General features: G+C 72.8%; 9 protein-coding genes and 1 pseudogene. 4 read left to right on the top strand and 6 right to left on the bottom strand.

The features are described 5' to 3' along the window. Positions 1–2: 2 nt before the first annotated feature. The 5 genes from OG251_RS06385 to eccD all read right to left on the bottom strand — a co-directional run bounded on the left by OG251_RS06385 (position 3) and on the right by eccD (position 4,339). The gene (locus OG251_RS06385; RefSeq protein ID WP_326676244.1) at positions 3–380 is read right to left on the bottom strand and encodes a hypothetical protein; all 378 of its coding nucleotides are present in this window, start codon (positions 378–380) and stop codon (positions 3–5) included. Positions 381–416: 36 nt separating this feature from the next. Further along, positions 417–716: a hypothetical protein gene (locus OG251_RS06390; RefSeq protein WP_073722547.1), complete on the bottom strand. Its 300-nt coding sequence runs from the start codon at positions 714–716 to the stop codon at positions 417–419. A gap of 65 nt (positions 717–781) precedes the next feature. Further along, entirely contained in the window at positions 782–1,129 is a 348-nt protein-coding gene (locus tag OG251_RS06395) for a hypothetical protein (protein WP_073722548.1), read from the bottom strand. A gap of 264 nt (positions 1,130–1,393) precedes the next feature. Then, positions 1,394–2,839, bottom strand: coding sequence for a type VII secretion protein EccB (eccB, locus tag OG251_RS06400; RefSeq protein ID WP_326676245.1), 1,446 nt, complete (start codon positions 2,837–2,839; stop codon positions 1,394–1,396). 117 nt (positions 2,840–2,956) lie between these two features. Continuing rightward, entirely contained in the window at positions 2,957–4,339 is a 1,383-nt protein-coding gene (eccD, locus tag OG251_RS06405; RefSeq protein ID WP_326676246.1) for a type VII secretion integral membrane protein EccD, read from the bottom strand. 277 nt (positions 4,340–4,616) lie between these two features. Here eccD and eccCa point away from each other — a divergent pair, with 277 nt between their 5' ends. The 4 genes and pseudogenes from eccCa (at position 4,617) to OG251_RS06425 (ending at position 9,596) form a co-directional block, all read left to right on the top strand. Further along, the gene (gene eccCa / locus OG251_RS06410) at positions 4,617–8,546 is read left to right on the top strand and encodes a type VII secretion protein EccCa (protein ID WP_326681171.1); all 3,930 of its coding nucleotides are present in this window, start codon (positions 4,617–4,619) and stop codon (positions 8,544–8,546) included. Positions 8,547–8,581: 35 nt separating this feature from the next. After that, on the top strand, positions 8,582–8,911 hold the full coding sequence (locus OG251_RS06415) for a hypothetical protein (RefSeq protein WP_326676247.1): 330 nt from the start codon (positions 8,582–8,584) through the stop codon (positions 8,909–8,911). Between the two features lie 123 nt (positions 8,912–9,034). Next, positions 9,035–9,241, top strand: a pseudogene (locus tag OG251_RS06420) (alpha/beta hydrolase fold domain-containing protein); the annotation flags it as partial. A 193-nt stretch (positions 9,242–9,434) separates the two neighbouring features. After that, positions 9,435–9,596 (top strand): hypothetical protein, encoded by a 162-nt coding sequence (locus OG251_RS06425; protein ID WP_326676248.1) that lies wholly within the window; start codon positions 9,435–9,437, stop codon positions 9,594–9,596. Positions 9,597–9,712: 116 nt separating this feature from the next. On the opposite strand, the gene OG251_RS06430 is transcribed toward OG251_RS06425, so the two are convergent. Next, entirely contained in the window at positions 9,713–10,996 is a 1,284-nt protein-coding gene (locus tag OG251_RS06430; RefSeq protein WP_326676249.1) for a S8 family serine peptidase, read from the bottom strand. Positions 10,997–11,053: the final 57 nt, after the last annotated feature.

Below are 11,053 nucleotides of genomic sequence, written 5' to 3' on the forward strand. Positions count from 1 at the left end.
TTTCACTTTCCCTTCGGCGTCAGGATCTCGGAGAACTCGTCGGCGAGGGTGCCGCCGATGCTCGTGGAGTCGTCCTCGGCGTCCTTGTGCTTGGTCTCCACGTCCCGCAGGCTGGCGGAGAAGTTGTTCATGAGCGTGATGGCCGTCTCGTACCGGGTGCGCATGCTGGCGCGGTACGTCTCCATCTGGCCCTCAAGTGCCTTCGCCTGCGTGCACTTCTCGGGGTTTCCGACGGCCAGCGGGATCTTCGCTCCGAGGCTCACATATTCCGCTTTGACCGTGAGGTCGCGGCGGAACGTGGGGAGCTCCTGATTCGCGTACCTGAGATAGACGCCGTCGGTCGACTGGAAGATGTCGCCCGAACTCTCGTCACCAGCCATGCTCACACCTCACAGAAGTCGGTTCGTTCGGCCTGGTCAGCTGCCCTGGAGACCGTTCAGGCCGCGGCCGCCGTCGATGTCCCCGTCGATCTGCCGGGAGTGCATCCGCTGGAGAGTCGTCCGGGCGACACCGTACTGCTCGTCGAGCTGGAGCTTGATCTTGGCGAGTTCCGCCTGGAATTCCTCCCAGGAGGTACGGGTCTGACCGCTCAGGGTGTCGCGCAGCGCGCCGAAGTTCTTCTCCATCCAGGCGAGCGCTTCCTTCATCTCCTGCTGGGCCGCGTCCATGTTCTTGACGGCGTCCAGGACCCCTTGGTGACTGATCTTGACGGTCATGACGGAACTCCTCGTGGGGCGTTAAGAGAGCGGGGAACGAAAGGGGAGAAGGGCGGTAAGGCCGGTCACCTGGGGTTGATCACGTCGGCGATACCGCCGGCGTAGGTGTTCGCCTCGTGCTCGGCGTCCACGAGGAGCCGGTTGGCCATCGCGGTGCCCTCACGGAAGAACTGGGTGCGCTCCATGACCCGGGCGTGGGCCCTGAGCCACTCGTCGATGCCCGCCGCGTGGGTCTCGGAGGAAACCGCCTGGTAGGCACCGCGGACCTGGCCCTGGATGGTCCTGACCTTGCGGCCGGCCTCATCCATGTCGCGAAGGTGCTGGTCCAGCGTCTTCAGCGTCTCCAGCATCGCTGTTTCATCATTGGACAGGCCGTCGGCCGAGTTGACGTTGAAGCCGGAGACATCAGACATGGGGGGTCCTCCTGGACGCTGCGGGAACACGACGGCACGACGGGTGCACGGCACGTCGACCACACCGGGAATCACGCCCTCCGGTAGTCGACGGATCATCAGGTTAATACGCCGTACGGGATCTTGGCACGGATGTTCCACGTCAATTCTGAGTGTTCACCTTCGAGGCGTGCGTGAGCTGCGGCAATGCCGTAGAAAGCGCCTGCCTCCCGGCTTCCCTATCCTCAAAGAAAGCTCAATTCCCTTAAGGCGGAGGGAAGTCCGCTATTGCGGCGCCTCGTTCTCCGCCACTTCCACCAGCCCCTGCGCCAGCAGGGTGGTGTCGTCCAGCGCGGGCCCGGACGCGAGCATCCCGAGGACGCCGGACGGCACGGGGACGGACTGCTCGGCGCTGTAGCCGAGCCGCTGGAGTCCCTTGTCGCCGCCGGGGACCGGGTACTTGGCCCCCGACTCGGTGACCAGGTAGTGGGCCGTGCCCGTGCCCGCGGAGGAGAGGGCCGTGACGAGTGCGCCGCCCTCCGGGCGTACCGCGAACAGATCGGCGGCTCCGGACCCCGCGGTGATTCCTGGCTGGTTGGACACCGCCCGGCCGCCCACCGCGTCCGCGCGGGGCAGGACGACCGAGATCGTCGGCCTGCCGTCCGCGGTACCGATGACGGCGCAGACGCCCTCGCCCGCGGCGACCGGCCTCGGGCCGGGAAGCTCGGTCGGAACGGCGCCTCCCGAGGCACCCACGAGCCGGGCCTCCTTCGGGTCCTGGTGGCGTGCCAGGTCGTCCGGGCCGACCCTGGGAAGTTCGACGGGTCCCCCGGCGTAGGCCGTCCGCTGGGTACGGGGATCGCCCTTCAGGAGCGCCTCCTCCAGGGCGGTGATCCGGGTCAGACCGCGCTCCGTCAGCAGGTAGTGGCGGCCGGAGGCCTCGAAGAGCTGCCCGACCCGGGTGGCGCGGCCCGCCAGCGAGGGCCCCGCCTTTCCGCGTCCCGTCACCTCCGGCACCGCCAGATCCGGTCCTGCGGGCAGGGCGTTGAGGAAGGCGTCGGGGACGGGGTACGCCCCGTCGGGGTCGTAGCCCAGCGACTGGACGGCGTAGTTCGCGGTGTTCAGCCGCAGCCGGGTGCCGTGCCAGAGCAGGTACGTGGCATCGCCCGGGACGCTGCGGACCAGGGTGGCCCGGTCCGAGGTGACGGGCCGGCCCTCGGCCGTCAGACCGACGGCCACGGTGAGGAGCGGCGCCTTCGCCGCGTCGGTCCGGGTGGCGCACACCGACCAGGCCGCGCGGCTGAGCGAGCCCGGCTGCGGCAGGGGGTCCGGCGCGCCGACGATGCCCAGGGTCGCGCCGCGCGGTGCGTCCTGGAGCGAGGCGGGCTTGACGCTCACCACCTTCATCCGGTCGCCCGCCAGGAGTCTGGCCGAGGTCTCGTTCAGGACCGGGTGGAGGACTCCGTCGAGCGTGAGGTAGCGGGCGCCCGAGCGTTCGTCGATCACCAGTGTCCCGGTGGCCTTCCACGCGTTCGAACCGCCGGGCACCACCAGCCCGTACACCGCGACGATGAGCGCGGCCAGCGCCGCGACCACGAGGCCGATGACGAAGCCCTTCGAGGTCCGCCGGTGCGCGGACTCGGGGGCGTCCGGGTCGTCCCGGAGCATTCCCAGTGACAGTCGGCTCATGACGAACATGTGCGCGTGGACCTGGTCCCGCCTGGACTGCATTCCTTGCCTTTCCGACCGGGCATCGGCCCGGCGCGCGAGGTCCCGGGGTCCGGGGCTTGCGCCCCCGGGACCCCGGGATCGGCCTGCTGGTCCGGCGGCGGACGCCGGACCGCGGGCTCAGCTGTTGAGGCCCCGCAGATACGAGTAGAGACCGGCGACGAGCAGGGCCAGCGGGACGAGGGCGATGGCGAAGAGCAGGTGGAGCAGATCGACCGCGCGCCCCCAGTAGGGCACCAGACGGCGGCCCGGCAGCGTCCAGCCCGTGATGGCGAGAACGGCCGCGACGGCCAGCAGTCCGGCGAGCAGCAGCGGCCGGGAGTCCGCGTCCAGCCGCAGGACCAGCAGCACCGTGAGCAGTACGGCACCGTAGGCGGCCGGCAGGACGACGGCGAGGCGCTGCCAGGCGCCGCCGATCCCCCGTGCGTGGGTGAACAGGAGCGCGCACAGGACCGCGGCCAGGGTGAGCGGCGCCCAGGACGTCTCGAACGCCAGCATCGTGAGGCAGCCCGCGGCCACCAGACCGGTGGCGCCGTAGAGGCCCGTGAGGTAGCCGTCGGCGACGGCGCCGCGGGCGGCGATCTGCTCGTCCGGGGTGGGGTCGATGCCCTCCTGGAGCTGGCCCGCGTTGGTGGGCAGCAGCGGGACCTTCAGGCCGGACAGGCGGAACGCCAGGGAGGGCAGGAAGTGCCCCAGCAGGACGACCGCCAGGATCAGCGGAGCGGCCGCGCCGGTGGGCGTGACGCCCAAGAGCATCACGGCGCCGCCGATCGCCCCGAGCACCGCGGCCAGTGCCGCGGCCAGGAACAGCGGGGCGCACGCGCCCACGGCGGCCACCGCGAGCACGGCGGCGCCCGCCGCCGCGGAGCAGCCCGCCAGCAGCCGTGCGCCCAGTTCGGCGTCGGATCCGGCGCCCTGGGGCACGAGCGCACCGGCCACGGCGAGGAAGGGGATGGCGGCCGCGCCGAGCGCGCCGCCCGCGCCGACGTCCCCGACCGCGCGTGAGGCGGCTCCGGCGCCGGCCAGCAGGAGGATCGCGGTGCCCGCCGCGCAGACCGCTCTGATTCCCGGGGAACCGGGCAGCAGCAGGAGCAGCAGACCCGTGGCGAGGGCGCTCAGGGCGAGCGTGGTCATGAGGTGGTGCGACCACACGGGCCGCCAGGAGTCGGGGCGTTCGCGCAGCCTGCTGGAGAGCCCGTCGACGAGGTCGTCGTAGTGGATCTCGGGCAGGGCGTCCCCGCGCAGGCGCAGGTGGACCGTCTCGCCGTCGTGCAGGCCCAGGTCGCCGAGCGTGTTCTCGTCGTCGAGCGGCTCCTGGCCGAGGCGTTGGAGCACCCAGCCGCCGGCCTGTGCTCCCCGTTCGTAGAGGTCGGTGCCCCCGTGGTCGACGATGGTCGGCATCAGGTCGGCGAGCACGATGTCGGACGGCACCGCGAGTTCGACGGAGCGATCGGGCGTCAGCACCGTGAGGCGGCACAGGGGTGCCGCGGATATGTCGGTCAAGCGCGTTTCATCGCCTTCCAGGACAGTGGTCGACGCGGTCAGATTGATCACATTAACTTGTGCGTGCAGTCTGTACGTTGTGGGGTGCCGCGATGATCGGCAACCCCGTTCCCGCCCACCCCCCGGCCTGCGGACCTGTGTCGTCGGCCGTACCGCAGGCGTTTGACGTGCTGTCACCCCGAAGCGGCGTCACAGTAACCGCCGGCACCCCTCAGGAAGGCGATTCCCTTTGAGCGTGGTCCTCTTCAAGAGGCCTCCCCGGCGTCTTGGCCCCGAGATGCCCCAGGGCGAACTGAGCCTCCAGGAGCCGCCCACGGTGCCGGAGACCCAGAGCGCGATGGGCAACATGATCACGTACATGCCGATGGCGCTCAGTTCGCTCGGCATGGTGCTCATCTTCCTGCGCCCCGGCAGCGGCGGCGGACCCATGATGTACGTCGCGATCGGGCTGATGGGGCTGTCGGCCGTCGGCATGCTGGTGTCGCAGATCGTGCGGGCCTCCGGGGACCGCAAGCGGGCGTTGCTCGGTGAGCGGCGCGACTACATGCGCTACCTGTCGATCAGCCGCAGGCGCATCCGCAAGGTGATCACGCAGCAGCGGGAGGCGCAGGCGTGGTCGCACCCGGACCCGGCGTCGCTGTGGGGCCTGGTGCCCACGGCCAGGCTGTGGGAGCGGCGGGCCGCGCACGCGGACTTCGCCGAGGTGCGGATCGCGGTGGGCGAGCAGCAGCTGGGCACGAAGCTGACGCCGCTGAGCACCAAACCGGTGGAGGATCTGGAGCCGCTGTCCGCGCATGCGCTGCGCCGCTTCATCAAGGCGTACGGCACGGTGCCGGACCAGCCGGTCGCGGTCTACCTGCGGACCTACGCGCGCGTCCTGCTGCAGGGCGACGAGCAGGCCGCACAGGCGATGGTGCGGGCCCTGCTGGCCCAGCTGAGCGTGTTCCACGCGCCGCAGGACCTGCGGATCGTGGTGCTGGCGGACCACGACCGCCGGGATGCCTGGGAGTGGGTGAAGTGGCTGCCGCACGCCCAGCATCCGACGGACGTCGACGGTGGCGGACCCGTACGGCTGGTCACCGATTCCGTCCTGGGTCTCGAATCGCTGCTCGGTGAGGAGCTGACCGGCCGGCCCGCCTTCGAGGCGGACGCCTCGCCGAGCGCCGAGGAGCCCTACTGCGTCGTGGTGCTGGACAGCTCCCGGACGCCCGCCGACTCCCGGCTGGCCACCGACGGGTACCGCAACACCGTGACGCTGGACGTGGCCGGTTCGCTGCCCTGGCGTCAGTCCCGCCACACGCTGCGGCTGCGGATCTCCGAGCGGCAGCTGGAGCTGGTGAGCACCGACCGGTCGGGGAAGGAGACCACGGCGGCGCTCGGCAGGCCCGACGCGCTGGGTCCCCGGCGGGCGAGGGCGCTGGCCACGCTGCTGTCCCCCTATCGGATGGGCATCACCACGGACAACGGTGAGGCCCTCACCTCGGACGTGCAGCTGACCACCCTGCTCGGCCTGCCCGACCTGCACACCGTCGATCTGGACGGCGTGCGCGCCGACCGGAGCGAGCGGGCCAGGCTGCGGGTGCCGCTGGGGCTCGCCGGGGACGGCACCCCGGTGGAACTGGACATCAAGGAGGCGGCGCAGGGCGGTATGGGCCCGCACGGCGTGCTGATCGGCGCGACGGGTTCCGGCAAGTCGGAGCTGCTGCGGACCCTGGTGCTCGCCCTGGCGCTCACCCACTCGTCGGAGAAGCTCAACTTCGTCCTGGTGGACTTCAAGGGCGGCGCCACGTTCCTCGGCCTGGACGGTCTGCCGCACACCTCGGCCGTGATCACCAACCTCGCCGACGAGTCCTCGCTGGTCGAGCGCATGCAGGATGCCCTGCACGGTGAGCTGATGCGCCGCCAGGAGCTGCTGCGCAGCGCCGGGAACTACACGTCGGCCTTCGAGTACGAGACGGCGCGGGCGGCGGGCGCCGATCTGGTGCCGCTGCCGACGCTCTTCGTGGTGGTCGACGAGTTCAGTGAACTCCTCTCCGCGCACCGCGACTTCATGGACCTGTTCGTGATGGTGGGGCGGCTGGGCCGCAGCCTGGGGGTTCATCTGCTGCTCGCCTCGCAGCGGCTGGACGAGGGCCGCATGACCCAGCTGGAGTCGCACCTGTCGTACCGGATCGCGCTGCGCACGTTCTCCTCCATGGAGAGCCGGGGCGTCCTGGGTGTGCCGGATGCCTACCAGCTGCCGTCCGTCCCCGGCAGCGCCATCCTCAAGAAGGACACCGGGACCCTCGTCCGGTTCAAGGCCGCGTACGTCTCCGGGCCCTACCAGGGTGTCCGCAGGGTCGGCGCGTCGGCCGTGGCCGGTCAGGTGGTCCCGTACCGCACGGAGTGGACCGCGCCCCGCGTTCCCGCGCCCGATCCGGACCCGCAGCCGGCCGCGGCGACGGAGGAGGAGAGCGAGGAGACCCTGCTCGCTCTGGCGGTGGCCCGGATGCGGGAGGGCGGCAGGCCCGCGCACCGGGTCTGGCTGCCGCCGCTGGACGCTCCGCTGTCGCTGGACACCCTGCTGATGGGACTGGAGGTGGACGCCGAGCGGGGTCTCACCACCGTCGACTCCGCTCTGCACGGCGGGCTGACGGTGCCGGTGGGCATCATCGACCGGCCCTTCGACCAGACCCGCGAACCCCTGCTGGCCGAGCTGTCCGGGGCGGGCGGTCACGTCGGCATCGCGGGCGGGCCGCAGAGCGGCAAGTCCACCCTCGTGCGTGACCTGATCATGTCGCTCGCCCTCACCCACACACCGCGCGAGATCCAGTTCTACTGCCTGGACTTCGGCGGTGGTTCGCTCGGCGCGCTGCGCGACCTGCCGCATGTGGGCGGTGTCACGGGCCGACTGGACCTGGAGCGGGTGCAGCGCACCCTGGCCGAGGTGCACGGGCTGGTGGCCCGGCGCGAGAAGCAGTTCGCCGAGCTGGGCATCGACTCCATGGCGACGCTGCGGGCCCGCCGGGCGGCCGGGGAGATGCCGGACGAGCCGTACGGCGACGTGTTCCTCGTGGTCGACGGATGGGGCACGGTCCGCCAGGACTTCATGGACATCATGGACACCTTCACGGCGCTGGCGGCACGCGGTCTCAACTACGGTGTCCATCTCATCGTGGCGGCGGGCCGCTGGTCGGAGATTCCCACCGCGCTGCGGGACCAGCTCGGCACGCGTTTCGAGCTGCGGCTCGGCGACAGCATGGATTCCATGATCAACATGCGGGCCGCCGCGACCATCCCCAAGTCGCCCGGCCGTGGCATGACCGATTCCAAGCACCACTTCCTCACCGCCCTGCCGCGGGTGGACGGCGGCGAGAGCGCCGCGGACCTCGGAGCGGGCGTCGCCGACGCGGTGGCGCAGGTGGCCGAGCACTGGGAGGGCCCGCCCGCACCCGCGGTCCGCACCCTGCCCACGGTCCTGGACCCCGCCGACCTGCCCGACGCGGAGGTCGGCACGGACGGCGACCTGCGGCTGCCGCTGGGCCTGGAGGGCGGCCGGCTCGACGTCATGTGGCACGACTTCGCGCAGACCGCGCACCTGGTGGTGGTCGGCGACGCGGAGACCGGCAAGACCAACCTGCTGCGCTCGGTCTGCCGGGCGATCGCCCAGCGCTACACGCCCGCCGAGGCGCGGGTGATGCTGATCGACTACCGGCGCGGGCTGCTGGAGAGCGTTCCCGAGTCGCACCGGCTGGGCTACGCCGTCTCCGTCGACGTGCTCAAGCAGGTGGTGGACGGCGTCGCACGGGCCATGAAGGAGCGGCTGCCGGGCGCGGACGTCTCGCCCGCCCAGCTGAAGCGGCGCGACTGGTGGAACGGCCCACAGGTCTTCCTGGTCGTGGACGACTACGACATGGTGTCCAGCGGTATGTCCAACCACTTCGCCCCGCTGCTGGACTACCTGGCCCAGGGCGCGGAACTCGGCCTGCACCTGATCGTGGCGCGCAGCGCCAACGGTGCGGCGCGGGCGATGAACGACCCGCTGCTGCGCCGCCTCCTGGAGGTGAACACGCCCGCCGCGCTGCTCTCCTGCCCGCCCTCGGAGGGCTATCTGTTCAACGACACCAAGCCGAGGCAGCTGCCGCCCGGCCGGGCCCAGTTGATCACCCGCAGAGGTGTGGTCCAGGTGCAGACCCCGCTGCTGCCGGACACCGAGGGCGAGGACTGAGGGCTGTCCCGTCGTGGGGCACCGGTGGAAGGCCGATGGAGCGCCGGCCTGACGCGCCGGCGCGGCACGCACCTCCGTTCGACCCGGAGTTGAGTGCCGCGCCGGCGGCCACGGGGGCACCGGCACGGGAGCCGGTCACGCCGGAGGGTCTCGCGGCCGGGCAGCGGCGGGACGCCTCCGCCCGGCCCCGTCCGACGCCTCGCGCGCTGCGGACCGGCGGCCGGTTCGAGGTGGAGGAGCTGCGGGCAGCCGCGGACCGGGACGGGCGGGAGGTCACCCTCGTCAGCGCGCGGCCCGCCGGGGCCGCCGGACCCCTGCCGCTGCTGTATTACCTGCACGGCATTGCCTGCACGGCGGCGGCATGATCATGGGCAACGCCCGGTCCGTGCTTCCGCGGCTGCTCCGGGAATGGGCGCTTCCGCCGGGGCTCGCCGTCAGCTCCGTCGAGTACCGGCCGGCCGGCACCGGGGGCGCCGTACCTCGGTCCCGTGGAGGACTGCTACGCCGGACTCGTCCGGGCGGCCGGTCACGCGGCCGGGGCGGGCCTCGACGCGGGCCGCGTCGTTCTCGGGGGCAAGAGCGCGGGCGGTGGTCTCGCCGCGGCGCTCGCGCTGCTGACCCGTGACCGCGGCGGGCCGGTTCCGATCGGCCGGCTGCTCCTGAGCCCGATGCCCGACGACCCGGGCGCCACCTTCTCCAGCCACCGGATGGCGGGCCTCGACACCTGGGACCGGACCTCCCACGCGACCGCGTGGCACGCGGTGCCCGGCGACCGGTACGGCACTGCCGGAGTGCCGCCCCACGCCGCCCCGCCCGCGCCACGGATCTGTCCCGCTGCCCCCGGCCTGCGTCGAGGCCGGGTCGGCCGAGACCTCCAGGGACGAGGCCGTGGCGTACGCCGACGGGATCTGGCGGGCCGGTGGCGAGGCCGAACGACAGGTGTGGCCGGGCGCCTTCCACGGCTTCGGCACCCTCGCTCCGCGGGCGGCCCTCGGCCAGGACGACCGCGAAGCCCGCTCCCGGTGGCCGCGCCGGATCGTGGCGCGATGAGCGCGACCCGGCGGACCGTGGGACGTCGAGCCCGCGCCGGATCGTGGCGCGATGAGCGCGACCCGGCGGACCGTGGGACGTCGAGCCCGTTCCGGGCCGTGACGGGGGGCCGGCGCTCAGTCCGTCTCCGTGACGGGCCCCGAGGTCCGGCCCGCACGCCATCCGCGGCGGCGCCCCCGGGGCAGCACGACCGCCAGGAAGGCGACCAGCAGCACCAGCCCCGTCGCCGAACCCGCCACGGCCAGCGCGCTGTTGCGCATGTGCGGCGGGTCGAGCGGCGGCACGGCCGGTGCCGCCGCGCTCTTCGGTCCGGCCGGGGGCCGCGCGAGCTCCTCGGGCAGTACGGCGGACAGCGCCCGCACCGGGTCGACGATCCCCGCGCCGAGGTCGGCGTCCGGCGCGTCACCCACGGCTCCGTAGGCGGTGGACTCCAGCCGGTGCGCCAACTGATCCGCGGTCAGCCGCGGGTGGTAGGAGAGGACCAGGGCCGCCGTACCGGCCACGAAGGCACCGGCCACCGCGTCCCCGCGGCCGACGAACTGCCCCCGGCCGCCGGGCCCCGGACCCATCACCGAGACGCCGGGAGCGCTCAGAACGGGCTGCGTACGCCGCCCCTTCACGGTGCCGTTCTCCTCGGGCGCCCCGCCCGGCCCCACCGAGGACACGGCGAGCACCCCGGGCAGCGCCGCCGGGTAGGCGGGGCCGTTCACCGCGTCGGGCGCCCCCGCGCCGCTCTCCCACTCCCGGGCCGAGGCGGGCGCCACCACCAGGGCCCCGGCCTCCTGCGCGGCACGGACGGCGGCCTTCAACTCCTTCGGTGCGGAAGGGACGCTCAGCGCCACATGGACGATCCGCGCCTTGGAGGCCGTGGCCGCCCGGATCGCCTCGGCCAGCGCCCCGGGCGTCGTCGCGCCGTACCGGTCGGTGGCCCGCACCGCGACCACCTCGGCCTCGGGAGCGACCCCGGCCGCCTTCAGACCCGGCTGCCGCGCGCCCGCCACGATGCCGGCCAGGAACGTGCCGTAGCCGACGCAGTCGTCCCGTACGGTGCCGCCCGCCACCACGTCCGGACCGCCGGTCACCCGGCCCTTCAGCGCGGGTACCCGCGCCGGATCGGCCCCGGTACCGACGAGGGCGACCTTCACCCCCGCGCCCCGGCTGAGTTCCCATGCCCGGTCGATCCCCAGGAAGCTCTGCGCCCAGGGGACTTGGGCCGATCTCTTGGCCGAGGCCGGAGTGCACGGGCGGCCGTCGGCAAGGGTGACGGGCATTCCCGGCAACGAGGGGCTGTCCGCCTCCTCCGCCGCACCGGCCGGCGCCGCGGTGCCGGGTATCAGGAGCAGGGCGGCCAGTGCTACCGGTCCGAGTGCACGGGACACCGAGGACCTCGAAGATCGCATGCGCCGATGGTAGCGACGCGCGCCGCACGGGCGGAACCTGCCCCGCGACGCGCGGCG

The sequence above is a fragment of the Streptomyces sp. NBC_01237 genome, assembly GCF_035917275.1.
GTDB lineage: Bacteria > Actinomycetota > Actinomycetes > Streptomycetales > Streptomycetaceae > Streptomyces.

What these genes read in the sequence shown, in the direction of transcription:
- OG251_RS06430 (WP_326676249.1), bottom strand. Translation starts at nt 10,996, where the DNA reads ATGCGATCTTCGAGGTCCTCGGTGTCCCGTGCACTCGGACCGGTAGCA.
- eccB (WP_326676245.1), bottom strand. Translation starts at nt 2,839, where the DNA reads ATGCAGTCCAGGCGGGACCAGGTCCACGCGCACATGTTCGTCATGAGC.
- OG251_RS06390 (WP_073722547.1), bottom strand. Translation starts at nt 716, where the DNA reads ATGACCGTCAAGATCAGTCACCAAGGGGTCCTGGACGCCGTCAAGAAC.
- eccCa (WP_326681171.1), top strand. Translation starts at nt 4,617, where the DNA reads ATGCCCCAGGGCGAACTGAGCCTCCAGGAGCCGCCCACGGTGCCGGAG.
- OG251_RS06415 (WP_326676247.1), top strand. Translation starts at nt 8,582, where the DNA reads ATGGAGCGCCGGCCTGACGCGCCGGCGCGGCACGCACCTCCGTTCGAC.
- OG251_RS06395 (WP_073722548.1), bottom strand. Translation starts at nt 1,129, where the DNA reads ATGTCTGATGTCTCCGGCTTCAACGTCAACTCGGCCGACGGCCTGTCC.
- OG251_RS06385 (WP_326676244.1), bottom strand. Translation starts at nt 380, where the DNA reads ATGGCTGGTGACGAGAGTTCGGGCGACATCTTCCAGTCGACCGACGGC.